The 25,511-nt window shown below is 63.7% G+C and carries 22 protein-coding genes and 1 pseudogene; 17 read left to right on the forward strand and 6 right to left on the reverse strand.

Annotation, left to right across the window (positions count from 1 at the left end):
- Positions 1 to 255 precede the first annotated feature (255 nt).
- From X730_RS156675 to glcF, 3 genes are all read left to right on the forward strand, one after another.
- Complete coding sequence (locus X730_RS156675) at positions 256 to 1,752, forward strand: FAD-linked oxidase C-terminal domain-containing protein (protein ID WP_023701295.1); 1,497 nt, start codon at positions 256 to 258, stop codon at positions 1,750 to 1,752.
- 291 nt (positions 1,753 to 2,043) lie between these two features.
- The gene (locus X730_RS156670) at positions 2,044 to 3,255 is read left to right on the forward strand and encodes an FAD-binding protein (protein WP_023681833.1); all 1,212 of its coding nucleotides are present in this window, start codon (positions 2,044 to 2,046) and stop codon (positions 3,253 to 3,255) included.
- Between the two features lie 4 nt (positions 3,256 to 3,259).
- Positions 3,260 to 4,585 (forward strand): glycolate oxidase subunit GlcF, encoded by a 1,326-nt coding sequence (glcF, locus tag X730_RS156665; protein WP_023681832.1) that lies wholly within the window; start codon positions 3,260 to 3,262, stop codon positions 4,583 to 4,585.
- A gap of 4 nt (positions 4,586 to 4,589) precedes the next feature.
- On the opposite strand, the gene X730_RS156660 is transcribed toward glcF, so the two are convergent.
- Both X730_RS156660 and X730_RS156655 read right to left on the reverse strand, forming a co-directional pair.
- Positions 4,590 to 5,510 carry a bifunctional 5,10-methylenetetrahydrofolate dehydrogenase/5,10-methenyltetrahydrofolate cyclohydrolase gene (locus X730_RS156660; RefSeq protein WP_023670547.1) on the reverse strand — a complete coding sequence of 307 codons (921 nt, stop codon included), beginning with the start codon at positions 5,508 to 5,510 and terminating at the stop codon, positions 4,590 to 4,592.
- A 271-nt stretch (positions 5,511 to 5,781) separates the two neighbouring features.
- Positions 5,782 to 6,528 carry a L,D-transpeptidase gene (locus X730_RS156655; protein WP_023750650.1) on the reverse strand — a complete coding sequence of 249 codons (747 nt, stop codon included), beginning with the start codon at positions 6,526 to 6,528 and terminating at the stop codon, positions 5,782 to 5,784.
- Between the two features lie 209 nt (positions 6,529 to 6,737).
- On the opposite strand from X730_RS156655, the gene X730_RS156650 reads away from it, so the two are divergent.
- Positions 6,738 to 7,376: a DNA-3-methyladenine glycosylase I gene (locus X730_RS156650; RefSeq protein WP_023750651.1), complete on the forward strand. Its 639-nt coding sequence runs from the start codon at positions 6,738 to 6,740 to the stop codon at positions 7,374 to 7,376.
- Positions 7,377 to 7,503: 127 nt separating this feature from the next.
- Here the strand turns inward: X730_RS156650 and X730_RS156645 are convergent, their stop codons facing one another.
- Positions 7,504 to 7,746, reverse strand: a complete 243-nt coding sequence (locus tag X730_RS156645) for a hypothetical protein (RefSeq protein WP_023825884.1) — start codon at positions 7,744 to 7,746, stop codon at positions 7,504 to 7,506.
- Positions 7,747 to 7,949: 203 nt separating this feature from the next.
- Here X730_RS156645 and hisS point away from each other — a divergent pair, with 203 nt between their 5' ends.
- The 5 genes from hisS to X730_RS156620 all read left to right on the forward strand — a co-directional run bounded on the left by hisS (position 7,950) and on the right by X730_RS156620 (position 14,635).
- The gene (gene hisS / locus X730_RS156640; RefSeq protein ID WP_023825885.1) at positions 7,950 to 9,455 is read left to right on the forward strand and encodes a histidine--tRNA ligase; all 1,506 of its coding nucleotides are present in this window, start codon (positions 7,950 to 7,952) and stop codon (positions 9,453 to 9,455) included.
- A gap of 172 nt (positions 9,456 to 9,627) precedes the next feature.
- On the forward strand, positions 9,628 to 10,746 hold the full coding sequence (locus tag X730_RS156635) for an ATP phosphoribosyltransferase regulatory subunit (protein WP_023825886.1): 1,119 nt from the start codon (positions 9,628 to 9,630) through the stop codon (positions 10,744 to 10,746).
- Positions 10,743 to 11,444 carry an ATP phosphoribosyltransferase gene (hisG, locus tag X730_RS156630; RefSeq protein ID WP_023825887.1) on the forward strand — a complete coding sequence of 234 codons (702 nt, stop codon included), beginning with the start codon at positions 10,743 to 10,745 and terminating at the stop codon, positions 11,442 to 11,444. The genes X730_RS156635 and hisG overlap by 4 nt, the downstream gene beginning before the upstream one ends.
- 230 nt (positions 11,445 to 11,674) lie before the next feature.
- Complete coding sequence (locus X730_RS156625; RefSeq protein WP_023681826.1) at positions 11,675 to 13,435, forward strand: AMP-binding protein; 1,761 nt, start codon at positions 11,675 to 11,677, stop codon at positions 13,433 to 13,435.
- A gap of 96 nt (positions 13,436 to 13,531) precedes the next feature.
- Complete coding sequence (locus X730_RS156620; RefSeq protein ID WP_023681825.1) at positions 13,532 to 14,635, forward strand: calcium:proton antiporter; 1,104 nt, start codon at positions 13,532 to 13,534, stop codon at positions 14,633 to 14,635.
- 111 nt (positions 14,636 to 14,746) lie between these two features.
- Here the strand turns inward: X730_RS156620 and X730_RS156615 are convergent, their stop codons facing one another.
- Positions 14,747 to 15,655, reverse strand: coding sequence for a hydrogen peroxide-inducible genes activator (locus X730_RS156615; RefSeq protein ID WP_023681824.1), 909 nt, complete (start codon positions 15,653 to 15,655; stop codon positions 14,747 to 14,749).
- Between the two features lie 140 nt (positions 15,656 to 15,795).
- On the opposite strand from X730_RS156615, the gene katG reads away from it, so the two are divergent.
- Entirely contained in the window at positions 15,796 to 17,991 is a 2,196-nt protein-coding gene (katG, locus tag X730_RS156610) for a catalase/peroxidase HPI (protein ID WP_023825888.1), read from the forward strand.
- Between the two features lie 64 nt (positions 17,992 to 18,055).
- Here the strand turns inward: katG and X730_RS156605 are convergent, their stop codons facing one another.
- Positions 18,056 to 18,733, reverse strand: coding sequence for an MIP family channel protein (locus tag X730_RS156605; protein WP_023825889.1), 678 nt, complete (start codon positions 18,731 to 18,733; stop codon positions 18,056 to 18,058).
- 319 nt (positions 18,734 to 19,052) lie between these two features.
- Between X730_RS156605 and X730_RS156600 the strand changes: the two genes are divergently transcribed.
- The 7 genes and pseudogenes from X730_RS156600 (at position 19,053) to X730_RS156575 (ending at position 25,004) form a co-directional block, all read left to right on the forward strand.
- Positions 19,053 to 20,342 carry an RsmB/NOP family class I SAM-dependent RNA methyltransferase gene (locus X730_RS156600; protein WP_023681821.1) on the forward strand — a complete coding sequence of 430 codons (1,290 nt, stop codon included), beginning with the start codon at positions 19,053 to 19,055 and terminating at the stop codon, positions 20,340 to 20,342.
- Positions 20,343 to 20,416: 74 nt separating this feature from the next.
- The gene (locus X730_RS156595; RefSeq protein ID WP_023818642.1) at positions 20,417 to 20,869 is read left to right on the forward strand and encodes a TspO/MBR family protein; all 453 of its coding nucleotides are present in this window, start codon (positions 20,417 to 20,419) and stop codon (positions 20,867 to 20,869) included.
- 84 nt (positions 20,870 to 20,953) lie between these two features.
- Positions 20,954 to 21,412, forward strand: a complete 459-nt coding sequence (locus tag X730_RS156590; RefSeq protein ID WP_023681819.1) for a PaaI family thioesterase — start codon at positions 20,954 to 20,956, stop codon at positions 21,410 to 21,412.
- Positions 21,412 to 22,077 carry a 5'-methylthioadenosine/S-adenosylhomocysteine nucleosidase gene (locus X730_RS156585; protein ID WP_031193243.1) on the forward strand — a complete coding sequence of 222 codons (666 nt, stop codon included), beginning with the start codon at positions 21,412 to 21,414 and terminating at the stop codon, positions 22,075 to 22,077. Before X730_RS156590 ends, X730_RS156585 begins: the two co-directional genes overlap by 1 nt.
- 55 nt (positions 22,078 to 22,132) lie before the next feature.
- Positions 22,133 to 23,710 (forward strand): glutamine-hydrolyzing GMP synthase, encoded by a 1,578-nt coding sequence (gene guaA / locus X730_RS156580; protein ID WP_023681817.1) that lies wholly within the window; start codon positions 22,133 to 22,135, stop codon positions 23,708 to 23,710.
- Positions 23,711 to 24,001: 291 nt separating this feature from the next.
- A pseudogene (locus X730_RS1000000168545) lies at positions 24,002 to 24,221 on the forward strand (Arm DNA-binding domain-containing protein); the annotation flags it as partial.
- Positions 24,222 to 24,455: 234 nt separating this feature from the next.
- Complete coding sequence (locus tag X730_RS156575) at positions 24,456 to 25,004, forward strand: hypothetical protein (protein ID WP_023728077.1); 549 nt, start codon at positions 24,456 to 24,458, stop codon at positions 25,002 to 25,004.
- Here the strand turns inward: X730_RS156575 and X730_RS1000000169210 are convergent.
- Complete coding sequence (locus X730_RS1000000169210; RefSeq protein WP_348633122.1) at positions 24,997 to 25,308, reverse strand: MucR family transcriptional regulator; 312 nt, start codon at positions 25,306 to 25,308, stop codon at positions 24,997 to 24,999. The genes X730_RS156575 and X730_RS1000000169210 overlap by 8 nt on opposite strands.
- Positions 25,309 to 25,511 lie beyond the last annotated feature (203 nt).

The following is a 25,511-nucleotide window of genomic DNA, read 5'->3' on the forward strand; positions in this document are numbered from 1 at the left end:
GCACTTTACCCTCCCCCTTGTGGGGAGGGTCGATCCGCATAGCGGATCGGGGTGGGGGTGCTCGTAAAGAGCTTTCGTCGCGCGGACCCCCACCCCGCTCACTGCGTTCGCGACCCTCCCCACAAGGGGGAGGGTGAATAGCGGCAGATTGCCGCTGCGGAAGGCGGGCAGTACGCTCTTTGCCCGACGCGGTGTTTGCAACATCCGAATGTAATTGGTAAAAGATTTTTACCAGCCAAGCGGAGAACGCCGCCGATGTCCGGCCTTGTCATGCCCAAGCCAGACGACGCCACTATGCGAAGGCGGGCGGAGATCGTCGCCGACATGCGCATCATCGTGCCGGGCGAGGGCGTCGTCGACGCCACCAATGAGATGCGCGCCTTCGAAAGCGACGGCCTCACCGCCTACCGGCAATTGCCGCTGGTCGTGGTGCTGCCGGAAACGGTGGCGCAGGTGTCGCGGGTGCTGAAATACTGCAACGACCGCAACATCCGTGTCGTGCCGCGCGGCTCCGGAACCTCATTGTCGGGCGGCGCGTTGCCGCTCGAGGATGCCGTGCTGCTGGTCATGAGCCGCTTCAACCGCATCCTTGCCATCGACTATCCCGATCGCGTCGTCGTCGCTCAGCCCGGCGTCACCAATCTCGGCATCACCACCGCCGTCGAGCAGGAGGGCTTCTACTATGCGCCCGATCCATCCTCGCAGATCGCCTGCTCGATCGGCGGCAATGTCGCGGAAAATTCCGGCGGCGTGCACTGCCTGAAATACGGCCTGACCGCCAACAATGTGCTCGGCATCGAGATGGTGCTGATGAACGGCGAGGTGGTGCGGCTTGGCGGCAATCATCTGGACTCGGAAGGCTATGATCTCCTCGGCGTCATGACGGGGTCCGAAGGCCTGCTCGGCGTCGTCACCGAGGTCACCGTGCGCATCCTGAAAAAGCCGGAGACGGCCCGCGCTCTGCTGATCGGCTTTCCGACCAGCGAGCAGGGCGGCCAGTGCGTCGCCGACATCATCGGCGCCGGCATTATCCCCGGCGGCATGGAGATGATGGACCGGCCGGCAATCCATGCCGCGGAGGATTTCGTTAATGCTGGCTACCCCCTTGATGTCGAGGCGCTGCTGATCGTCGAACTCGACGGGCCGGGCGTCGAGGTCGATCACCTGATCGGTCTCGTCGAAGCGATCGCCTATAGGAACAGCTCCACCACCTGTCGCATCTCGCAATCCGAACAGGAGCGGCTGAGTTTCTGGGCTGGCCGCAAGGCGGCCTTCCCGGCGGTCGGCCGCATCTCGCCCGACTATTACTGCATGGATGGCACCATCCCGCGCAAGGAATTGCCGGGTGTGCTCGCCGGCATGCGCGAACTGTCGGAGAAATACGGCCTCGGCGTCGCCAACGTCTTCCACGCCGGCGACGGCAATCTGCATCCGCTGATCCTCTACGACGCCAACGTGCCGGGCGAACTCGACAAGGCGGAAAGTTTTGGCGCCGACATCTTGCGGCTCTGCGTCAAGGTCGGCGGCGTCTTGACCGGCGAGCACGGCGTCGGCGTCGAGAAGCGCGATTTGATGCCGGAGATGTTCAACCAGATCGACCTCGACCAACAAATGCGCGTCAAATGCGCCTTCGATCCCAACCATCTGCTTAACCCGGGAAAAGTGTTTCCACAACTGCGCCGCTGTGCGGAGCTTGGGCGCATGCACGTGCATCGGGGGCAGCTGGCATTTCCGGATATTCCGAGGTTTTGATGGGGGCGGAATGTCTCACGTCGGCGATCCTTCGCGCCCCCCTCTGTCCTGCCGGACATCTCACCCACAAGGGGGGAGATCACCAGTCATCTCTGCCTTCGCCAACCTTCGACGTTGCTAGAGAGGCGCGGTCGCCAAAGCTGCTAATCTCCCCCCAAGTGGGGGAGATGTCCGGCAGGACAGAGGGGGGCGCGAAGGAACTCGACCCATCTTCGCCATGACGACCTTCACCCCCACCACATCGGCCGAGATCCTCTCNGGGGGCGCGAAGGAACTCGACCCATCTTCGCCATGACGACCTTCACCCCCACCACATCGGCCGAGATCCTCTCCACCGTCCAATGGGCGGCGGCGGAAGAGTCACCTTTGGAAATCATCGGCCACGGCTCCAAGCGCGGCATCGGCCGGCCACAGCAGAGCGAACACACGCTCGATCTTTCGAAGCTCACCGGCGTCACCCTCTACGAGCCGGCCGAGTTGGTACTGTCGGCCAAGGCCGGCACGCCGCTTTCCGAGATCGAAAACCTGCTCGCCGAAAGCGGCCAGCAACTCGCCTTCGAACCGATGGATTACGGTCCTTTACTCGGCGGCGAGCCCGGCAAGGGCACGATCGGCAGCGTGCTCGCCGCGAACCTGTCCGGCCCGCGCCGGCTGAAGGCGGGGGCTGCACGAGACCATATTCTGGGAATCAATGCGGTTGCCGGACGCGGCGAGGCCTTCAAGTCCGGCGGCCGCGTCGTCAAGAATGTCACCGGCTACGATCTGTCGAAGCTGATGGCCAACAGCTGGGGCACGCTGGCCGTGTTCACCGATGTCACCTTCAAGGTGCTGCCGGCGGCCGAGACCGAGGTGACGCTTGCCATGCGCGGCCTACTCGACGATGCCGCCTCTGCCGCCATGGCGCTGGCGCTCGGCTCCAGCGCCGAAGTGTCGAGCGCGGCCCATCTGCCCGAACGCATCGCCGCGCGCATTGCCGGGGGCAGTCTAGGCACTGACGCTGCAACGCTGCTGCGCGTCGAAGGGTTTGGCCCATCGGTCGCCTATCGCATTGAGGCGCTGAAGACCCTGCTGAAAAATGCCGGCCCGCTGCAGGAGATCGCAGGTGAGACATCGCATACCCTCTGGCGTGACATAAGGGACTGCACGCCATTCGCCGACCGTAGCGAAAAGCCGGTCTGGCGCGTCTCCATGGCGCCGTCTCAGGCCCATCAGATGGTGCTGACGCTGCGCATGCAGATCGGTGTCAGCGCCTTCTACGACTGGCAGGGCGGGCTGGTCTGGCTGCGCATGGAGGAGGGCGATCCCGAGGCCGCCCTGCTGCGCGGGCTGATCAGAAAGCATCGCGGCGGCCACGCGACGCTGGTGCGCGCCACCCCTTCGTATCGCGCCGCCGTTCCGGTGTTCGAGCCGCAGGCGCCGCATCTGGCCGCACTGTCGGCGCGGCTCAAGGCCGAGTTCGATCCCAAGTCCATCCTCAATCCCGGCCGCATGGCCCAAGGCTAAGATAATGCAAACCAACTTCTCCCTTGCCCAGCTTGCTGATCCGCATGTCGCGGAATCGGAGAAGATCCTGCGCAAATGCGTGCATTGCGGCTTCTGCACCGCCACTTGCCCGACCTATGTGACATTGGGCAACGAGCTGGATTCGCCACGCGGGCGGATCTATCTCATCAAGGACATGCTGGAGAACGGCCGCCCGGCCGACAAGGAGATCGTCACCCATATCGACCGCTGCCTGTCCTGCCTCGCCTGCATGACGACCTGCCCGTCGGGCGTCAATTACATGCACTTGGTCGACCATGCCCGCGCCCATATCGAGGAAACTTACAAGCGGCCGCTGCTCGACCGGCTCACCCGCGCCATGCTGGCCTTCGTGCTGCCCTATCCCGCGCGCTTTCGCGCCGCGCTGAAATTGGCGAGACTCGGCAAGCCATTCATTCGTCTGTTCGAAAAGGTGTCGGCCCTGAAGCCGCTCAGCGCGATGCTGAAGCTGGCACCGGCCTCGATCCCGACGGTCTCGCCAATGGCCTCTTCCGGCATTCATGCCGGGCAGGGGACGAAGAGAGGCCGCGTCGCCATCCTCACCGGCTGCGCCCAATCGGTACTCGACCCCGCCATCAACGAGACGACGATTGCATTGCTGACCAGGCTTGGCGTCGAGGTCGTGGTGCCGCAGGGCGAAGCCTGCTGTGGCGCGGTTGTCCATCATATGGGCCGCGAGGCAGCAGCCCTTGCCTCGGCCCGGCAGAATGTCGATGCGTGGACGCGTGCCATCGACCAGGGCGGGCTCGATGCCATCGTCATCACCGCGTCCGGCTGCGGCACAACGATCAAGGACTACGGCTTCATGCTGCGCCTCGATCCGGCCTATGCCGACAAGGCCGCGCGGGTCTCGGCGCTGGCCAGGGACATTACCGAATATCTCGCAAGCCTCGACCTGCCCGAGCCGGTGCGCAAACCCGGCACCGTCGTCGCCTATCACTCCGCCTGCTCGATGCAGCACGGTCAGAAGATCATCCGCCAGCCGAAGGAATTGCTGTCCAAGGCGGGCTTCGTCGTGCGCGAACCGCGCGAGGGGCATCTGTGCTGCGGCTCCGCCGGCACCTACAACATCCTGCAGCCGGAGATTTCCGCAAGGTTGCGTGACCGCAAGGTGAAGAACATCGAGGCGACCGACGCCGAAATCGTCGCCACCGGCAACATCGGCTGCATCACCCAGATCGCTTCCGCCGCGAAGCTGCCGGTGGTGCACACGATCAAGCTGCTCGACTGGGCCTATGGTGGTCCGAAGCCGGAGGGCGTCTCCGAAGGAAACCTGGTCGCCGCCGAGTAAGCAGCTATTCCGCTGCCAGCCGGTCCACCACGCCATACGTCGCCTGGTAGCGCGCGCGCTGGCGGCTGAGCGCGACCATTGTGTTGCGCAAGAGGATCGCCACAGTGATCGGGCCGACGCCGCCCGGCACCGGCGTGATCCAGGACGCGACTTCCTTCACGCTCTCGGTGTCGACGTCGCCGACGATGCGGCTCGTGCCGTCCGGGCCGATCTCGGAATTGATGCCGATGTCGATGACGGCCGCACCGGGCTTCACCATGTCGGCCTTGATCAGCCGCGGCTTGCCGACGGCGACGAACAGCGCATCGGCGCGGCGCGCATGTGCCGCCACCGAGCGCGTCATGTGATGGCACACCGTCACCGTTGCGCCTTCGCTCATCAGCAGGAAGGCAATCGGCTTGCCGACGATCTCGGAATGGCCGACGACGACGACTTCGAGCCCCTTGAGGTCGAGGCCGGTTTCCTTGAGCAGCTCGACCGAGGCCGCAGCCGTGCAAGGCGCGAGGTCGAGCTGATTGTAGACGATATTGCCGATCGACGCCGGATGCATGCCCTCGACGTCCTTCAGTGGATGCACCGCCGCTTGCAGCGTCTTGATCGGGATATGCGCCGGCACCGGCCGCTGGATGATGATGCCGGTGACACGCGGGTCGGCGTTCAGGCCGTGGATCGCCGCCTCGAGTTCGCCGGCGCTGATGTCGGCGGGGAACCGCCGCTCCTCGAAACCGATGCCGGCAAGCGCGGCCTTGGCGCGCTGGTTGCGCACATAGACATCGACGGCAGCGGTATCGCCGACGGTGATCGACACCAGCTTGGGCGGAAAACCTTCGGCGGTGGCGATGGCGGCATCCTCGCGCACGGATGCCATGATGCGCTGGGCGACCGGGCCGCCCCGGAGATAGCGGCTATCGTCTGGCGGAGACATGGCTGAACCTTTGCAGCGAGTTTGGCGCAGGGGAGTTTGGCCGTCCCTATAGCAGGGGAAATGCGGCAAGGCAGCGTGAAAGCGAACCGTCATCCCCCTGGCGCGACGTTCTGGCGCAGCCTGGCTCAGCTATAGCCGCAAAGAGAAAGGGCAGCGCGGCTTCCCGGGCTGCCCTTTCCTGACTGGCCGCATCCCCACACGGCCCGTCCCCCGTAAACTCTTCCCGATCCCTGAAGGTCTAGCCTTCTGAACCAGATGATTCGGTAGCCGACTATATCACGACCACGGTCGTTCCAACATTGACCCTCTCGTAAAGGTCAACCACGTCCTCGTTGCGCATGCGGATACAGCCGGAAGATACCGAGCCGCCGATGGTCCATGGCTGGTTGGTGCCGTGGATGCGGTATTCCGTCGTGCCGAGATAGAGCGCGCGGGCGCCTAGCGGATTCTCTTCGCCACCGGCCAGATAGGTCGGGAGGTAGCGGCCCTTGGCAGCCTCGCGCTTGATCATCTCCGCTGGCGGGCGCCAGTCCGGCCAGACGCGCTTGTTGGTGATCTTGTGCGTGCCAGACCATTCGAACCCAGGCTTGCCGGTGCCGACGCCATAGCGCCGCGCCTTGCCGTTCTTCTCGACCAGGAACAGGAAGTTCTGCGTCGTATCGATGACGATCGTGCCCGGCTTCTGCGGGCCGTCATAGGCGACTTCCTGCGGCAGATAGAGCGGATTGATCTGCGGCCGCATCACCACGCGCTTGGCCGGCGCCTGCACGGAAGCAGTGCGCACCCGATCGGGTCGCGCTGGCTGCGCATAGCGAAGGCGTGGCTGCTGCTGCACGAACTGGCGGCTCTGCCGCACGATGCCGGGCGCGCGGCCAAGCTGCAGCACCCAGGGCGCGGAAAGGTCGGGGCTCACCATCACCGGCGGCCTGTCGGCATAGCGGTCGTTGGCGGCAGACGAGGTGACGCCGGCGGCCAGAATGGCCACGGCGCCGAGCACGGAACGCAAAAAGATCTTCATCGGAACGCACCTTGATCGTCGAACGGACGGAGGCGGAACTTGCCCCCGGTTGCGCGATCCTTGGCGCGAAGCGGCAACCGAAACATGAATCGGAATGCGTAAAATGCCGCTTTGTCAGTAAACCTTTTGGTGTGGTTACCGCCGGGTTCAGGAATCTGGTAAAGCCGCGGTAAATGCAGCGCAAAAGCGCGTTAACGGATGGATTGGCCATGGCGCAAGACAACACCGGACTGCTTACCGGCTCCGACGGGATCACGCGCTGCTTCTGGCACGGCAATCTGCCGGACTATCTGCACTACCACGACCATGAATGGGGCCGGCCGGTCGCCGACGACCGCAGGCTGTTCGAAAAGATCTGCCTCGAAGGCTTTCAGTCCGGCCTGTCCTGGCTGACCATTCTGCGCAAGCGCGAGAATTTCCGCGAGGCCTTCGCCGGTTTCGACTTCGACAAGGTCGCTGCCTTCACCGACGAGGATGTCGAGCGCCTGGTCGCCAATGTCGGCATCATCCGCCACCGCGGCAAGATCGTCTCGACCATCAACAACGCCAAACGCGCGCGCGAAATGGTGGATGAATTCGGCTCGCTGGCCGCCTGGTTCTGGAAGTTCGAGCCGGGGCCGGAGGAGCGGCCGGAGATCGTCGACCTCGCCCACCTGAGGGCCAACCCGACGACAGCGGTCTCGATCAGGATTTCGAAGGAGTTGAAAAAGCGCGGCTGGAGCTTTGTCGGACCGACGACGGTCTATGCCTTCATGCAAGCGATGGGTCTGGTCAACGACCATATCGAGGGGTGTGTTTGCCGGGAGCAGGTGGAGAAGGAACGCAAGGCCTTTAAGAGGCCGAAGTAGGGCGCTGTCCCCCTACCTCCCCCTTGTGGGGAGGTCGCGCCGAAGGCGCGGGTGGGGGTATCTTGGCGCCGCACCCCCACCCCGACGCTACGCGTCGACCCTCCCCACAAGGGGGAGGGTAAGGAACTCACGTCCCGCTGGCGCCCGTCAGAAAAAGCCCGGCGACAATCGCCGCCAGTGCCGCAAAGGCCGGATAAATCACCAGCAATCCAGTCATCAGCGCCTCGCGCATGGTGGAACGCTTGCGCTCGTCGGCAGTGACCTCAAACGGACCGGGGCTCGCCGTCACCTGCGCACGGCTCTCGGCCGGCCGCAGCCGGACTTCATGCAAGCCGTCGTCTCTGATATCGAATTTGCGTGCCGCAGTCATGGCCCCAACCCTTTGTTTCGGCGCGCTTATCGGCTCTGATTGTGTCGGCACGATGCCGCGCCGATGGCGGAATTGTTTCCTTTTGGTGCGTTTTGTTTCGAAGGAGAAGGAAAGAGCGCAAACCCTTGCCGCACCAAGCCGCTTCGGTTAGGACACGCCGACTCCAAATAAGTCATCGATTACTTAGCGAAAAGACCCATCCCATGGCCGACAAATCGGAAAAGACGAAAGCACGGCTGCCGCGCGGCTTTGCCGACCGCAGTGCGGACGACATCCGTGCCGTCGAGAAGATGATGGCCACGATCCGTTCGGTCTATGAGCTCTACGGTTTCGAGCCGGCCGACCAGCCGCTGATCGAGTACACCGATGCGCTCGGCAAATTCCTGCCCGACCAGGACCGGCCGAACGAAGGCGTTTTCTCGTTCCAGGACGATGATGAGCAGTGGCTGTCGCTGCGCTATGATTTGACTGCGCCGACGGCGCGTTTCGTCGCCGAGAATTTTGAGAAGCTGCCGAAACCCTATCGCAGCTACCGCTCCGGCTGGGTGTTCCGCAACGAAAAGCCCGGCCCGGGCCGCTTCCGCCAGTTCATGCAGTTCGACGCCGACACGATCGGTACGCCGGGCGTCGCAGCCGACGCCGAGATGGCCATGATGATGGCCGACGTGATGGAAGCGCTTGGCATCAAGCGTGGCGACTACGTCATCCGGGTCAACAACCGCAAGGTGCTGGATGGCGTGCTGGAGGCGATCGGCCTTGGCGGTGACAACAATGCCGGCCGCCGGCTGACCGTGCTGCGCGCCATCGACAAGCTGGACAAGCTCGGGCCGGAAGGCGTGAAGCTTCTGCTTGGGCCGGGCCGATGGGATGGCGGCAAGGAAGGCGAGGGCGACTTCGCCAAGGGCGCTGGTTTGGACGACGGGCAAGCTGAAGCAGTCCTCCTCGCCACGGCAAGGAACGCACAGGTCGACCAGGTTTCCATAGTGAGCTCGAACCCGACTTACCAAGAAGGCGTCGGCGAGCTCGCGACGATTGAAGCCCTGGTCAGGGCGGCCGGATATGGCGAAGATCGCATCGCCATGGACCGCTCCGTCGTGCGCGGCCTCGAATACTACACCGGCCCGGTCTTCGAAGCCGAATTGCTCGCCGAAATCCCCAACGAAGACGGCCAGATCGTGCGCTTCGGTTCGGTCGGTGGTGGCGGCCGCTATGACGGGCTGGTCTCGCGCTTCCGTGGCGAGCCGGTGCCGGCGACCGGCTTTTCGATCGGCGTCTCCCGCCTGATGACGGCGCTGAAGAACCTCGGCAAGCTGGACACCACCGATGTCATCGCGCCGGTCGTCGTGCTGGTGATGGACAAGGATACGGAAAGCCTCGGTCGCTACCAGAAGATGGTGGCCGATCTGCGCGCGGCCGGCATCCGCTCCGAAATGTATCTCGGCGGCGCCGGCATGAAGGCGCAGCTGAAATATGCCGACCGCCGCGGCAGCCCGGTCGCCGTTATCCAGGGCGGCGACGAGCGCGCCAAGGGCGAGCTGCAGATCAAGGATCTGATCGAAGGCGCGCGGATGTCGGCTGAGATCACCGACAACGCCGAATGGCGCGCCGCAAGACCGGCACAGGTCACGGTGCCGGAGGCTGAGCTGGTCGCCGAGGTGAAGAAGATTTTGGCTGCGCAGGCCGCTGACCGTGCGAAGGGTGGCGCTTGAACGCCCCCCTCTGGCCTGCCGGCCATCTCCCCCTCAAGGGGGGAGATTGGATGTTGCGTAGGCTTTCGCCAATCTCCGCCGGTGAAGAAGAGGCGCTGCGCCGTAAGCTGCCAATCTCCCCCCTTGAGGGGGAGATGGCCGGCAGGCCAGAGGGGGGTGCCTCGCGCCGCCCATGACCTCCCGCCCCGCAATCGCGACGGAAATCACCAAGCTCTTCGCCACCCGCAACACCCATGCGGTCGAGGTCGCGGTGCTGCAGCCGGCCGACCCATTCCTCGATATGGCCGGCGAGGATCTGCGCCGCCGCATCTTTCTCACGGAAAGCGAGACCGGCAAGACGCTGTGTCTGCGGCCCGAATTCACCATCCCCGTCTGCCTCGACCACATCGCCTCGCAGGCCGGCACGCCGCGCCGCTATTCCTATCTCGGCGAAGTGTTCCGCCAGCGCCGCGAGGGCGGCAACGAGTTCTTTCAGGCCGGCATCGAGGATCTCGGCGACCGCGATACAGCCGAGGCCGATGCGCGTTCGCTGGCCGATGCGCACGCGCTGCTGCAGCTGGTGCTGCCGGCGCAACCTCTTGCGATCACGCTCGGCGACCAGACCATCTTCGAGGCGGTGCTGGCAGCACTCGGCTTGCCGCGCGGCTGGCGCATGCGGCTTGCGCGCGCCTTCGGCTCGGCGCCGATGCTGCAGGCAGCACTCGCCGATCTCGCCAACCCGCCGCGCAACGGTCAGCTTGACGGCGATGTCGCGGCCCTTGTGCTCGATGGCGATCTCGAAGCGCTTTCCGCCCACATCGCCGGCGGCATGGAAGGGGCCGGCCTGTCGGGCTCCGGCGGGCGCGCGCCGGCGGACATTGCCCGGCGGCTGATCGAAAAGGCCGAACTGCGCAGCGTGCGGTTGTCGAACGAAGCGTTTGCGGCGCTCAGGGATTTTCTCGCCATCGACGTGCCGCTCGACGGCGCGAGTGCTGCGCTCGAAAGTTTTGCGGCCTCTGCCGGGCTTTCGCTGGGCGCGGCGCTGGAAAAATTCGCCGCCCGCGCCAAAGCCATCGAGGCACATGGCCTGCCTGCAAAGACGATCCGCTACGACGCTGCCTTCGGCCGTCCGCTGGATTACTACACCGGCATCGTCTTCGAGATCGCAGCACTTGGTGGCGAGCGGCCGCTGGCCGGCGGCGGTCGCTACGACCGGCTGCTGACCCTGCTCGGCGCCAAGACGCCGATCCCCGGCGTCGGCTTCTCCGTCTGGCTCGACCGCATCGAAGCGCTGCGGGGAGAGCCGCAATGATCACGCTGGCGATCCCATCGAAAGGCCGGCTCAAGGAGCAGGCCTTGGAGGTACTGGCCAGGGCCGGGCTTGCCGTCAGCCTGCCCGGCGATGAGCGCCAGTACCGCGCCCGCATCGACGGCACTGAGGGCATCGAGGTGGCGTTCCTGTCGGCGTCCGAAATCGCCGGCGAGATTGGGCAAGGTTCGGTCGACCTCGGCATTACCGGCGAGGATCTGCTGCGCGAAAACCTCGCCGACTGGGAAGCGCGCGCCGAAATCGTCGCTCGCCTCGGCTTCGGCCATGCCGATGTCGTGGTCGCGGTGCCCGGCATCTGGCTCGACGTCGATACTATGGCCGATCTCGACGATGTCGCCGCCGATTTCCGCCAGCGCCACGGCAGGCGACTGAGGATCGCAACCAAATACTGGCGGCTCACGCAGCAGTTCTTCTCGCAAAAGCACGGCATCCAGGTCTACCGCATCGTCGAAAGCCTCGGCGCCACCGAAGGCGCACCGGCCGCCGGCCTCGCCGATGTCATCGTCGACATCACCACCACCGGCTCGACCCTACGCGCCAACCATCTCAAGGTGCTGGCCGATGGGGTTGTGCTGGAGTCGCAGGCTTGCCTGGTGGCTGCCCGGAAAGATCGTGCGCCGGCGGATGAGGCGCTAGTGCGGGAAATCGCCGCGAAGATGAGCGCGCTCCCTCCCCCTTGAGGGGAGGGTGGACAGCCGCCAAAGGCGGATGGACGGGTGGGGTCGCTCCGGCAGTGCTCGACGCGAGACGACCCAAGCCGGGTCGACCGTGACCAAGGAAGTCGAGCACTTCGCCGAGGACCCCACCCGCCTCGCTTCGCGAGGCACCCTCCCCTCGAGGGGAGGGAAACCGCCTGTACTTTCCACCACCCCATCAGGCTGCTAGGCTCACTCATCGGGAGGAGACGGCGATGGCGATCAATCTCGACGAGCTCAAGAACGCCACCAATCTGCGCGGGCGCGGCAGGGCGTTCATCGCGCCGATCGATGGCAGGGCGCATGTCTCCGGCGAGCGCACCCCGTCGCTGCTCGACAAGACGATCCCTCAGCTTTTCTCCGGCACGGTCAGCAAATACGCCACGCAGGATGCTGCCGTCTTCGTCGGCCAGGACAAGCGCTTCACCTGGAGCGAACTGTCGGACACGGTCGATACGCTCGCCGCCGGCTTCCTGGCGCTTGGCCTCGAAAAAGGCGACCGTGTCGGCATCTGGTCGCCTAACCGCTGGGAATGGCTGGTCACCCAGTTCGCCACCGCTCGGATCGGCCTGATCCTGGTCAACATCAACCCGGCCTACCGGCTGACGGAGCTGGAATATGCCCTCAACAAGGTCGGCTGCAAGGCGCTGGTCACCGCCGCCAGCTTCAAGACCTCTGACTATCTCGGCATGCTCGAGACGCTGGCGCCGGAGCTGGCCAGGGCCACCCCCGGCAAGCTCAGGGCGCAGAAATTGCCGGCGCTGAAGATCGTCATTCGCATGGGCGATGACAACTCGCCCGGCATGTTCAATTTCGCCGACGTGCTGTCGATGGCCGGCCGTGACGAGCATGACAGCCTCGACCGCATCTCCGAAGGGTTGAAGCCGGGCGAAGCCATCAACATCCAGTTCACTTCGGGCACGACGGGCGCGCCCAAGGGCGCGACCCTGACCCACACCAACATCGTGAACAACGGCAATTTCGTCACCGTGGCAATCAGGCTCACCGTCGACGACCGGCTCTGCATCCCGGTGCCGCTCTATCACTGCTTCGGCATGTCGATGGGCACGATGGGCTGCGTCACCAAGGGCGCGACCATGGTTTTCCCGGGCGAGGGTTTTGACGCCGGCGCGACGCTGAAAGCGGTGGCGCAGGAACGCTGCACCGGCCTCTACGGCGTACCGACCATGTTCGTCGCCATGCTCGACCATGCGGATTTCGCCAGCTTCGATCTCTCCAGCCTGCGCACCGGCATCATGGCGGGCTCACCATGCCCGATCGAGGTGATGAAGAAGGTGGTGTCGCTGATGCATATGGAAGAGGTGACCATCGCCTATGGCATGACCGAGACCAGCCCGGTGTCGTTCCAGAGCAGCGTCGACGACCCGCTGGAAAAACGCGTCTCCACCGTCGGCCGCATCCACCCGCATGTCGAGGTCAAGGCCATCGATGCCAGTGGCGCCACCGTCGCAATCGGCACGCCCGGGGAGCTTTGCACACGCGGCTATTCCGTGATGAAGGGTTATTGGGACGACGCGGAAAAAACCCGCGAGGCGATCGACAGCGATGGCTGGATGCACACCGGTGATCTCGCCACGATCGACTCCGAGGGCTATTGCAACATTGTCGGCCGGGTCAAGGACATGGTCATCCGCGGCGGCGAAAACGTCTATCCCAGAGAGGTCGAGGAATTTCTCTATCGCCATCCCAAGGTCAAGGAGGTGCAGGTGTTCGGTATCCCCGACGCCAAATATGGCGAGGAGCTGTGCGCCTGGATCGTGCTGAAGCCCAACCAGATCGCGACCGAGCAGGAGATTAGGAACTTCTGCGCCGGCCAGATCGCCCACTACAAAATCCCCCGCTACATCCGCTTCCGCACCGAACTGCCGATGACGGTGACGGGAAAACCGCAGAAGTTTCTGATGCGCGAGGCGATGGTGGAGGAGCTAGGGCTGGTGGTGCAGAAGACGGCTTGAGGGGTGAGGGCCGGGGGACGGGACTGCCCGGCTTCTAAACGACATTGGGGTGCTCGACAGGCTTCCGCAAGGTTCGCCGAACGCATTGGGGCTTGAATGACTGGTTTCGCACGATCAGCGACTTCCTATGCGATGCCTTTGGCCGCGCTGGCACTGGCCGTTGCGGTCAGAGTCAGCGGGCTATCGGTGGACGAAGGTTCGCCGAGCGTCAGGATTCTCGTCGGAGCGCTCTCGAGTGCGATCATGTTCATCACTATTTTCGTGGTGCTCGATCACGCCGAGGCGGTGGCCCACCGTGTGGGGGAGCCTTACGGCACATTGGTGCTGACTTTTGCCGTGACGGCAATCGAAGTGTCGATCATCGTCTCCATGATGCTGCATGGAGAGAACAACCCCACGCTTGCACGTGAATCCGTCTTCTCGACAGTGATGATTGCCTCCACCGGCGTTGTCGGAATGTGTCTCACGTTTGGCGGCTGGCGGCATCGCAAGCAGGCAATTGTCCGGCAAGGGACCAGCGCATATCTGGCGGTTCTGGCCGCACTGACCGTCATGACGCTTATCCTGCCGACCTACACGCGCACCACCGATCCTGGCACATTTTCGGCAGCTCAGCTTGGCCTGGTAAGCGTTCTTTCCGTGCTGCTCTATGCAAGCTTTGTGTTCGCCCAGACAGTCCGGCATCGGGACGATTTCATCGAAGGACTGGCACACGACCTTTCGGCGCGAACCGCCCCTCACAAAAGCATCTCTTCCAGCGCTCTGCTCCTGGTAATCGGACTGATCGGAATTGTCATGCTCGCCGAGCAGGTCGCCGCAAGTGTTGAAGATGCGCTCGTTGCTTACCAGGCGACCCAGGCTGACAGCATTGTGGGGGCAATGATCGCGGGTCTGGTTTTGATGCCGGAAGCCATTTCGGCGGTTCGCGCTTCACTCAACAATGAGCTGCAGCGCGGCCTGAATGTCGCAATGGGTTCGGCTTGCGCCACGATTGGTTTGACGATACCTGCGGTCGCAGCAGCCAGCCTGCTTACGGGACGAGGGTTGACCCTGGGGCTCCCGGAAGCTGACGCAGTACTTTTGGTTTTAGCGCTTTTCATATGCGGCGTAAGCTTTAGCAACGAAAGGACGACCTTCCTGACCGGAATCGTCCATGCCGTGGTATTTTTCGCGTATGTATTTCTGGTATTTATCCCTTGAGGCTTTTTTTGGTGCGATCTGGCGACCAGCCGTCAAGGCGGGTATTCTCGAACGCGCCTGATTTGAGTTTCTTTTCGGGGTTCCCAAGGCGCCATCCAAGACCCGAACGACTCACACCCCCAGCACCGCCGCATCCAACCCCCGAATGATCTTCGCCAGTTCCACGCATTCATCATGCCGCACCTTGTTGCGGCGCCAGGCGAGGCAGATCGTGCGTTGCGGCATTGGCTCCTGGAACGGCACGATCTTGAGGTCCGGCATGGCGCTGGCCGGCTTCGCCGCCATTTCCGGGATAAGCGTGACGCCGAGACCATGCGCCACCATCTGCAGCAGCGTCGTCAGGCTGGTGGCGCCGTAGCTTGCCATCGCTACGGGACGCACGCTGCCGCAGAGCGCGAGCGCCTGTTCGCGCAGGCAGTGGCCTTCCTCCAAAAGCATCAACCGCTCCAGCGCCAGGCTTTCCGGCGGCACCGGTGGCGAGGCGAAGGCTGGATCTCCGGATGGCACGGCGATGAAGAAGCGGTCGGCGAACAGTTCCTCGGTGACCAGGCCCGGCTGCTCGAGCGGCAGCGCGGCAATGAAGGCGTCGAGCCGTCCGCTTGCCGTGTCCTCGACCAGTGATGCGGTGACTGCTTCGCGCAGTTCGAGCTGCAGGGACGGAAAATGCCGTTTCAGTTCCGGGAGCACATGCGGCAAAAGATACGGCGCCACGGTCGGGATGATGCCTAGCCGGAAGCGGCCTTCCATGGCCGGGCGGCCGCGCCGGGCCGTCGTCTCGACGTCGCTGATATCGCGCAGGATGCGCTCGATGCGTGGCAGCAGCGCTTGCGCCTCTTCCGTCATCCGCACCGTCTTGCCGCCGCGCTCGAACAGCCGGCAGTTCAGCCTTTGCTCCATCTCGGCGATCTGCGCGGACAGCGCCGGCTGGCTGACGCCGGCGAGTTTTGCGGCGCGGCCGAAATGCAGCGTTTGCGCCAAAGCCTCGAAATATTGCATCTGCCGCACGGTCAAGCCAATCATAAGGAAAACCTATCGCAACAAACAGGAAAGGCAATTTGTTTTTATCGAAGAGACGGCTTAGTCTGGAACCATTCCAGAGTGGCGCGGCTCCCGGCCGGCCCGGAAAAAACAACACATAAATCAGCAATTCGGAGGCCAAGATGGACGCGATGACCGACGACAACAGCGCCGGCAAATGCCCGGTCGCGCATGGAACCTCCGCCAGGACCAACCGCGACTGGTGGCCGAACCAGCTCGACATCGGCGTTCTCCACCAGCAGTCGAGCCTTTCGGACCCGATGGGCGAAGCTTTCGACTACGCCGCGGAGTTCAAGACGCTCGACCTCGACGCGGTGATCGAGGATTTGCACAAGGTGATGACGGATTCGCAGGATTGGTGGCCGGCCGATTTCGGCCATTACGGGCCGCTGTTCATCCGCATGGCCTGGCACAGCGCCGGCACCTATCGCATCGGCGACGGCCGGGGTGGCGCCGGTGCGGGCCAGCAGCGTTTCGCGCCGCTGAACAGCTGGCCGGACAACGCCAATCTCGACAAGGCGCGCCGGCTTTTGTGGCCGGTCAAGCAGAAATACGGCCGCAAGATCTCCTGGGCCGACCTGTTGATTCTCACCGGCAACGTCGCGCTGGAATCGATGGGCTTCAAGACCTTTGGCTTCGCCGGTGGCCGCGCCGATGTCTGGGAGCCCGAGCAGGATGTCGACTGGGGTTCGGAAACCAAGTGGCTCGACGACAAGCGCTATTCCGGCGACTGTGAGTTGCACGGCCATCTCGGCGCGGTGCAGATGGGCCTGATCTACGTCAACCCGGAAGGGCCGAACGGCAAGCCGGATCCGCTGGCCTCGGCCCGCGACATCCGCGAGACCTTCGCGCGCATGGCAATGAACGATGAGGAAACCGTGGCGCTGATCGCCGGCGGCCACACATTCGGCAAGACCCATGGCGCCGGTGATGCAACACTGGTCGGCGCCGAGCCGGAAGGCGCGGGCATCGAGGCGCAGGGCCTCGGCTGGTCGAGCAAGCATGCCACCGGCATTGCCGGCGATGCGATCACGTCCGGCCTCGAAGTTACCTGGACGACGACGCCGACCCAATGGAGCAATAATTTCTTCGATAATCTGTTCAACTTCGAATGGGAGCTGACCAAGAGCCCGGCCGGGGCCCATCAGTGGACGCCGAAGGGCGGCTCTGGCGCGGTTACGGTGCCGGACGCGCACAATCCCTCGAAGCGTCATGCGCCGGCAATGCTGACCACCGACCTCGCGCTGCGGGCCGACCCGGCCTATGAGAAGATCTCGCGCCGCTTCCATGAGCATCCGGAGCAGTTCGCCGATGCCTTCGCCCGTGCCTGGTACAAGCTCACCCATCGCGACATGGGGCCGGTCGCGCGCTATCTCGGCCCGTTGGTGCCGAAGGAAGAGCTGATCTGGCAGGATCCGGTTCCGGCCGTCGACCATGAGCTGGTCAGCGACCAGGATATCGCATTGCTGAAGGCCAAGATCCTGGCTTCGGGCCTCAGCGTTTCGCAATTGGTCTCGACCGCCTGGGCCTCGGCCTCGACCTTCCGCAACTCCGACAAGCGCGGCGGCGCCAATGGCGCGCGCATTCGCCTGGCGCCGCAGAAGGACTGGGAGGTCAACCAGCCTGTCGAACTGGCTAGCGTGCTGGCGAAGCTCGAAGCCATCCAGAACGAGTTCAACGCAAGCGGCAAGAAGGTCTCGCTGGCCGACCTCATCGTGCTCGGCGGCGTCGCCGCGGTCGAGAAAGCCGCAACGGATGGCGGCAATGCGGTGAAGGTTCCCTTCACGCCCGGCCGCACCGACGCCTCGCAGGCGCAGACCGACGTCCATTCCTTTGCGGCGCTCGAGCCGAAAATTGACGGCTTCCGCAACTTTGTCAGGGGCAAACCGCCGATGTCGGTCGAAGCCATGCTGGTCGACCGGGCGCAACTGCTCAACCTGACGGCGCCGGAGATGACGGTGCTGGTTGGTGGCCTGCGCGTGCTCGGCGCCAACACCGGCGGCTCGAAGCATGGTGTGTTGACCGACAGGCCGGGCACGCTGACGAACGACTTCTTCGTCAACCTGCTCTCGATGAGCACCATCTGGGATCCGGCCTCCGAGCCGGGCTCGCATGAGGTCTATGAAGCACGCGACCGCAAGACCAGGGCAGTCAGGTGGACCGCCACACGCGCCGACCTGATCTTCGGCTCGCATGCGCAGCTGCGCGCGCTGGCCGAGGTCTACGGGTCGGCGGATGCCGGGCAGAAATTCGTTGGCGATTTCGTCAAGGCGTGGACCAAGGTGATGAACGCCGACCGTTTCGACATCGCTGCCTGATACAACCTCCCAAACGAAGGGCGCGGGCCGAGGCCCGCGCCCTTCGTTTTCGCAGGCTTCGAAATCAGTCCTTTTCGAAGATGCGTGCCTTGGCGACGACGCCAGCGATTGCGCCGCCGATCAGCGGCGCAACGATGAACAGCCAGAGCTGGCTGAGGGCTGCGCCGCCGGTAAACAGCGCCGGGCCGATCGAACGCGCCGGATTGAGCGAGGTGCCGGTCACCGGGATCATTGCGAAGTGCAGTCCGGCCAGCGTCAGGCCGATGACCAGGCCGGCGAACGCCGTCGAGTGCTTCTCGGCGGTGACGCCGAGGATGACGGTGACGAAGGTGAAGGTGCCGATCAGCTCCCACAGGAAGGCCGAACTCGTCCCCCATTTCGCCACGTCCCAGCCATTGGCGCCGAAACCGGTGGTGTGCCCGCCGGTCTGGCCGGAGACGATGATCCACAGCGCCAGCGAGGCCAGAATGGCGCCGATGATGTGCGCGATCCAGTAAGGAATGACATCCTTGGCCGGCAGCCGGCCGGCAAGGAAGACGCCGAGCGTGACGGCTGGGTTGAGATGTGCGCCTGAGATGGGACCCACCGCGTAAGCCGCCGCAATCAGGCCGATGCCGAACGCCAGGCCGATGGCTTCCTGGCCCAGCGGCAAGTCGGCGAGAAAGCCACCCGTCGCCACCGACGCCGTGCCGATAAACACCAATAGAAATGTCCCTAGAACTTCCGCAAGATACGTTTTCATTGCCCTCTCCTCGTATCGATCCGTCGGTCCGCTTTTCCGCGCCGCGAATCATGGCGCAAAGAGTATTCCCAACGCAAAAGCTTGGAAAGCTGAGCAATTGCGCCACAGATCGTGCTTACGGCGGCCAGTTACCAACATTAGAGACCTTGCATATATTTGAGATTTGTTATCGCCGGCGGGCGGACATTTGCCTGCGGGGAAAATCGTCGGCCGCGAGCGGAAGGCCTCGTCGCCGCGAAATTCAAGCGGGGTTCAATCTCGACGCGAAACGCTCTAAGAGCAGGCCGAAAGATACTGTGCTCGATAGATGGAATGACGAATGCGACTGGGCGGACGGCTGGCGGCAGCCATTGAAGTGCTGGACGACATTGGCCGGCGCCACCGGCCGGTGGCCGATGCGCTGAAAGATTGGGGCCTGTCGCATCGCTTTGCGGGCGGCGGCGACCGCGCGGCGATCGGCAACATCGTCTACGACGCGCTGCGCCACAAACGTTCCGCCGGCTGGCTTTTGGGTGAAGACACGCCCCGCGCCATCGGCTTCGGCGCGCTGCTCATCGAATGGGGCCAGACGCCGCAATCGCTTAACGATGCGCTCCAGGGTGACAAGTTCGCGCCGCCGCTGCTCAGCGCCGCCGAGTTGCAGGCGCTGGCCGAGCGCCGGCCTGAAGACGCGCCGGAGGCGGTGCGGGCGGACATACCCGACTGGTGCGCGCCGCTCTTCGAACGATCCTTTGGCGCAGACTGGGTTGCGGAAGGGGCGGCTTTGGCGACCCGCCCGCCGCTCGACATCAGGGTCAATACGCTGCAGTCCGACCGCGCCAAAGTGCTGGCGGAACTCGCCGAAACCGGCGCCAAGGCAGCCGCTATCGCGCCACAAGGCATTCGCATCCCGCCCATCGACGGCGACGGCAGGCACCCGAACGTACAGGCCGAGCCGGCCTTCCAGAAAGGCTGGTTCGAGGTCCAGGACGAAGGCTCGCAGATCGTTGCCGCCCTTGCCGGCGCGCAAGCCGGGATGCAGGTGCTCGATTTCTGCGCCGGCGCCGGCGGCAAGACGCTGGCGTTGTCGGCGGCGATGGCCAACAAAGGCCAGGTCTTCGCCCATGATGCCGAAAAAGCACGGCTGGCGCCGATCTTCGACCGCCTCCGCCGTTCGGAAAACCGCAACGTCCAGGTTGTCACCAAGCCGGCTGAGCTCAGCCCCCTCGCAGGCCACATGGACATCGTGCTGGTCGATGCGCCCTGCACCGGCAGCGGCACCTGGCGGCGCCGTCCAGACGCCAAATGGCGGCTGATGCAAAGACAGCTCGATGCCCGCAAGGGCGAGCAGTCGGCGATCCTCGATGCGGCGAAGGCCTATGTCAAACCGGGCGGCCTGCTAGTTTACATCACCTGTTCGGTGTTCGACGAGGAGAATGGCGAGCAGGTCGCCGCCTTTCGCGAACGGCACAAGGGCTTCGTTCCGGTCGATCATCGCGCGCTTTGGGATGCCAGCTTCCCCGGTCACGCAGCGGCCGCCCGGATCGGCAAGACAAGCGATATCTCGCTGTCGCCGGCTCTGAGCGGCACCGACGGCTTCTATTTCTGTGCGCTGCGTCGGGCGAATTGACGCTGCGATTGACAGACTGACATAGCGCTCCAGTTGCAGATGCGCGGCGTCGCCCGCCAGACGGGGTAGAATTCTTGCAAAGATATGTGTCGCTTCTGCTTTTCCTCCTTCTGGTGCTCGGCGGCGGCCTGTTGATCGGCTATGCGACGTTGCCGGGTGAATGGTATGCCTCGCTCGCCAAGCCGCCCTTCAACCCGCCCAACTGGGTCTTCGCGCCGGCCTGGACGCTCCTTTATGTCCTGATCGCCGTAGCCGGCTGGCGGACATGGGAGCGGGAACGAGCAGGCGCCGCGATGAAGATCTGGGCCCTCCAGCTTGTTCTGAACTTCGCGTGGTCGCCGACTTTCTTCGGCGCCAAACAGATGGGGCCGGCACTGGTAGTGATCCTGGCTCTTCTCGCCAGCATTGCGCTGTTCATAGCCACGGTGTGGAACCGCGACCGGGTTTCCGGCTGGCTGTTTGCGCCCTATGCCGCGTGGGTAGCCTTCGCCACCTTGCTCAACGCGTCGCTGCTCCTGTTGAACTGAGTGCTTTGCTGCAGTGCAGCAAAAGCATTTGCGTGGCGTTCAGGCGTCTGCGATAAGCTTTGCAGATAAATCAGGGCGATGGCCATGGCAGCAAAGATCGTACCCGCACCCGATTATGAGGACCGCGTCAGGGCGTCGTTCGCGCGCCAGCAGGCGATGGCGACCATTGGCGCCGAGCTGACCCTTGTGACGCCGGGCATCATCGAGATCGAAATGCCCTATTCCCAGGCACTGACCCAGCAGCACGGTTTCCTTCATGCCGGGGTGATTTCGACGGCGCTGGATTCGGCCTGCGGCTATGCCGCATTTTCGCTGATGCCGAAAAATTCCGGTGTGCTGACCATTGAGTTCAAGGTCAACCTCCTGGCGCCCGGCCGGGGCGAACGCTTCCTGTTCCGCGGCTCGGTGACCAAGCCCGGCCGCACCATCATCGTCGCCGACGGCCAGGCCTACGCCTTTGCCGCCGATGGCGAGGCCAAGCTGATCGCGACCATGACCGGCACGATGATGACGGTGGTTGGCCGTGACGGGATAGCAGGCTGATGGCCAAAATTACGCGAATTGGTGGCAAGGACGTCCTCTTCGTCATGGCGGCGCAGGCCGAGTACGGTCCGCATCTGCAAAAACTGTTCACGCCGCTGATGACGGGCGTCGGCCCGGTAGAGGCAGGTGTGCGGCTCGGCGCCGAACTGTCATGGCTGAAATCCGAGAAGGCGTTGCCCGATCTCGTCGTCTCGCTTGGCTCCGCCGGCAGCCGCACACTGGAGCAGACGGAAATCTACCAGGCGGTCTCGGTCAGCTATCGCGACATCGACGCTTCGCCACTAGGCTTCGAAAAAGGCGCGACGCCGTTCCTCGACCTGCCGGTGACCGTCCCGCTATCATTCAGGATACCGGGCATTAAAGAAGCCAGCCTGTCGACCGGCGGCGCCATCATCACCGGCGCCGCCTACGACGCCATCGCCGCCGATATGGTCGACATGGAAACCTTCGCCTGCCTGCGCGCCTGCCAACTGTTCGCCGTCCCTCTGATCGGCCTGCGCGGCATATCCGACGGCGCTGCCGACCTCAGGCATGTCGGCGACTGGACCGAATACCTCCATGTCATCGACGAGAAGCTGGCCGATGCGGTCATGCGCCTCGAACAGGCCATCGGCTCCGGCACGCTACACAAGGAGCAGCCTGGGCAAGAGCCGGCAGCGCTCTGAAAGTCGGGCTACGCACCCCATTGCGCCGACTCGTTTCTTTCTCTAAAGGCTCGCCATGACGACAGCCAATCATCCCGATACAGTCCTGGCCGACACCGTTCTCATCATCGATTTCGGCAGCCAGTTTACGCAGCTCATCGCCCGCCGCATCCGCGAGGCCGGCGTGTTTTCCGAGATCGTGCCGTTCCAATCGGCCGAAGCTGCCTTCAAGCGCATCAATCCGAAAGCCGTGATCCTGTCGGGCGGTCCCGCCTCGACATCGGACATCGGCAGCCCGCGCGCGCCGCAGATCGTCTTCGATGCCGGCGTGCCGGTGCTCGGTATCTGCTACGGCCAGATGGCCATGTGCGTGCAGATGGGCGGCGTCGCCGAAAGCTCTAACCATCGCGAATTCGGCCGCGCCTTCGTCGAGATCCAAAAGGACAGCCCGCTGTTCGAAGGCCTGTGGGCGCCCGGCCAGCGTCACCAGGTGTGGATGAGCCATGGCGACCGCGTCATCTCGCTGCCCAAGGGGTTCGAAGTCTTCGGCAAGTCGGAAGGCTCGCCTTTCGCCATCTTCGGCAACGTCGCGCGCAAGATGTACGGCATCATGTTCCACCCGGAAGTTGTGCATACGCCGGATGGCGCCAGGCTGCTGAGAAACTTCGTGCACAACATCGCCGGCCTCGAAGGCGACTGGACGATGCGCGCCTATCGCGAGCATGCGGTCGAGACAATTCGCAAACAGGTCGGCAAGGGCAAGGTGATCTGCGCGCTGTCGGGCGGCGTGGATTCATCGGTCGCTGCCTTGCTGATCCACGAAGCGGTAGGCGACCAGCTGACCTGCATTCTTGTCGACCATGGCCTTATGCGCAAGGACGAGGCCGCCGGCGTGGTGGCGATGTTCCGCCAGCACTATAATCTGCCGCTGGTCCTTGTCGACGCGTCGGAAAAATTCATCTCCGCGCTGGAAGGCGAGTCCGACCCCGAGACGAAGCGCAAGACCATCGGCCGGCTGTTCATCGAGGTGTTCGAGGAAGAGGCCAAGAAACTCGGCGGCGCCGATTTCCTGGCCCAGGGTACGCTCTATCCCGACGTCATCGAAAGCGTCTCCTTCACCGGCGGCCCGTCGGTGACCATCAAGTCGCACCACAATGTCGGCGGCCTGCCTGCGCGCATGAACATGCAACTGGTCGAGCCGCTGCGCGAACTGTTCAAGGACGAGGTGAGGGCACTGGGCAAGGAACTCGGCCTGCCCGAAAGTTTTATTGGCCGCCATCCGTTCCCCGGACCAGGCCTTGCCATCCGCTGCCCCGGCGGTATCACCCGCGAAAAGCTCGAAATCCTGCGCGAGGCCGACGCCATCTATCTCGACGAGATCCGCAAGGCCGGCCTCTACGACGCCATCTGGCAGGCTTTCGCCGTGCTGCTTCCGGTGCAGACCGTCGGTGTGATGGGCGACGGCCGCACCTACGAATTCGTCTGCGCCCTGCGCGCCGTGACGTCCGTCGACGGCATGACCGCCGACTTCTACCACTACGACATGGCTTTCCTCGGCGCGGCGGCCACCCGCATCATCAACGAAGTCCGCGGCATCAACCGCGTCGTCTACGACGTGACGTCAAAGCCGCCAGGCACCATCGAGTGGGAGTGATTCAGGCCCACTCAAACGCCGCCGAAAACACGCCATTGTACGCCACAACCATTTGATAACACGTATAAATCCATTCGGAGACAATCAGCGACAATCGGTGCGGAGATTGGATTTGACGGACCGGCTGACGGACCTTCCGCAAATTGCTAGCTCAGATTTTTCGAAGTACCGTCAGATCCAATGAGGCTCTGACGGTGTTTTTTGATGCCTTAAGGCACTGGAGATAAAACGAATGTTCTGCCGAAGAGCCTCGAAATTGTACTGACGGTACTTTTCAGGAGGTACCGGGGAATGCTGACGGACGTCGCCCTTAAAGCCCTGAACCAAAAGAGAAATCTACAAGATTGCGGACCGTGACGGCATGTATGTTCGCGTCATGCCTAGTGGCGCGATCTCCTTTCGGCTGGATTACAGGCCGCGAGACGGTCTATCTTGGCAGGTATGGACGGGACGGAATCTCGCTTGCCTCAGCCGGGAGAAGTGTCTCGACGCGAAGCGCGCTATTGGCGAGTGACGGTCGCCGGCGATAGAAAAGCAGCGCGACAAGCGCCGAGTTGTCACCCCGGTCTCCGGCCGACTTCAGCGCCGAAATGGCTACCAAACCAAAGCGATGCCCGGGCCTTCAAGGCCTCTTCTTATTCCGGCCAAGCCGGCCCGGAGCGCCGCATTCACTCACATCCCTTGAACCTGAGTGCAGAGTTGCCGCATCGAAGCCATTTGAGCAGCCGAGTTCGCGCCCGAACCCGTGCTGGTGCTGGCGGTCGTATCGCCAGCTGTATTCGAGGATCCCGACGTGCCGGTGGTTGTACCCGAACCAGTGCTGTTGCTGGCCGTGGTGTTACTGCCGGTCGAACCAGAGCTGCCTGAAGTGCCGGTGGCTGTGCCAGAGCCGGTGCCGATACTCGCCGTTGTATCACTGCCGGTCGAAGCCGAGCTACCTGACGTGCCGGTCATTGTGCCAGAGCCAGTGCCGTTACTGGCCGTCATCCTCGAGCAGTCGGAGCGAACCTGTGCCTGCTGTTCAGAGCTCAGGGACGACCAGTTCTTGCGGATCTCATCCTGCGACAGAAGTCTTCCCGAATTGGCGTCGCTGAAGAATGAGCCGGAGAGCTTGCTGTCCCAGCCGCTCGGGATACCGCTTTGGCCGGAGCCGGACGTAGAGCTCATACCCGACCCGGCCGATGAGCCGGACGTTCCGTTCGTGCCGCTGGATGTTCCCGACGACTGCGCCAAGGCCGCGGTGGCGAGACAGAGAGAGATCGCTGTAGCTGTCAAAATCTTACGTTTCATGTGAGTCTCCTTTGGGGTTCGACGCCGTTGCGGCGTCGAATCCTAATCCCGAGGAAAGGCACTTGTTCCTGTAAAGAGTGGAATTCAATGTCATGATCCTTGTGCACCAGCCTTGGGTCTCCAATGCGATGCCGGAGCGCCTCAAGGACGACTGACGCCTCAGGCGAGAGCTGTCCGCCCACTGGGGTGTTATAGGCGATATGCAGAGCGCTTCCCGAATGGTTGGGTGCCACCATCGGGTAATTGCGAGGCAGGTTCCATTTGGTTCGGTAATCGTCCGGAGTCATGCCCAGTCGGCCAAGGTGCAATATCCGTCGCGTCTCGGTTAGAGACAGGAGGGTGGCCTTTGCCGCAGCGTATAGCTTGACATGCGGAGCTCGTCTCGACCGCGCACACTCAATACGTTTACGATGACGCCGCCAGATGTCATATGAGCGAATGCCTTTCGGGCGAAATAAATTGCGCCCAGCAGGTCGACGCTCAGCACCTTCAGCCAGACCGCGCTAGTGAA

The organism is Mesorhizobium sp. L103C131B0, from assembly GCF_000502275.1.
Taxonomy (GTDB): Bacteria; Pseudomonadota; Alphaproteobacteria; order Rhizobiales; family Rhizobiaceae; genus Mesorhizobium.

Bases quoted from the DNA above. Each gene is read 5' to 3' on its own strand.
- X730_RS156655 (WP_023750650.1), bottom strand. From the start codon at position 6,528: ATGAAGATCTTTTTGCGTTCCGTGCTCGGCGCCGTGGCCATTCTGGCC.
- katG (WP_023825888.1), top strand. From the start codon at position 15,796: ATGGACGCGATGACCGACGACAACAGCGCCGGCAAATGCCCGGTCGCG.
- X730_RS156675 (WP_023701295.1), top strand. From the start codon at position 256: ATGTCCGGCCTTGTCATGCCCAAGCCAGACGACGCCACTATGCGAAGG.
- X730_RS156650 (WP_023750651.1), top strand. From the start codon at position 6,738: ATGGCGCAAGACAACACCGGACTGCTTACCGGCTCCGACGGGATCACG.
- X730_RS156670 (WP_023681833.1), top strand. From the start codon at position 2,044: ATGACGACCTTCACCCCCACCACATCGGCCGAGATCCTCTCCACCGTC.
- X730_RS156600 (WP_023681821.1), top strand. From the start codon at position 19,053: ATGCGACTGGGCGGACGGCTGGCGGCAGCCATTGAAGTGCTGGACGAC.
- X730_RS156660 (WP_023670547.1), bottom strand. From the start codon at position 5,510: ATGTCTCCGCCAGACGATAGCCGCTATCTCCGGGGCGGCCCGGTCGCC.
- X730_RS156620 (WP_023681825.1), top strand. From the start codon at position 13,532: ATGACTGGTTTCGCACGATCAGCGACTTCCTATGCGATGCCTTTGGCC.
- guaA (WP_023681817.1), top strand. From the start codon at position 22,133: ATGACGACAGCCAATCATCCCGATACAGTCCTGGCCGACACCGTTCTC.
- X730_RS156635 (WP_023825886.1), top strand. From the start codon at position 9,628: ATGACCTCCCGCCCCGCAATCGCGACGGAAATCACCAAGCTCTTCGCC.
- hisG (WP_023825887.1), top strand. From the start codon at position 10,743: ATGATCACGCTGGCGATCCCATCGAAAGGCCGGCTCAAGGAGCAGGCC.
- X730_RS156585 (WP_031193243.1), top strand. From the start codon at position 21,412: ATGGCCAAAATTACGCGAATTGGTGGCAAGGACGTCCTCTTCGTCATG.
- X730_RS156590 (WP_023681819.1), top strand. From the start codon at position 20,954: ATGGCAGCAAAGATCGTACCCGCACCCGATTATGAGGACCGCGTCAGG.
- X730_RS156615 (WP_023681824.1), bottom strand. From the start codon at position 15,655: ATGATTGGCTTGACCGTGCGGCAGATGCAATATTTCGAGGCTTTGGCG.
- X730_RS156625 (WP_023681826.1), top strand. From the start codon at position 11,675: ATGGCGATCAATCTCGACGAGCTCAAGAACGCCACCAATCTGCGCGGG.
- hisS (WP_023825885.1), top strand. From the start codon at position 7,950: ATGGCCGACAAATCGGAAAAGACGAAAGCACGGCTGCCGCGCGGCTTT.
- X730_RS156645 (WP_023825884.1), bottom strand. From the start codon at position 7,746: ATGACTGCGGCACGCAAATTCGATATCAGAGACGACGGCTTGCATGAA.
- X730_RS156605 (WP_023825889.1), bottom strand. From the start codon at position 18,733: ATGAAAACGTATCTTGCGGAAGTTCTAGGGACATTTCTATTGGTGTTT.
- glcF (WP_023681832.1), top strand. From the start codon at position 3,260: ATGCAAACCAACTTCTCCCTTGCCCAGCTTGCTGATCCGCATGTCGCG.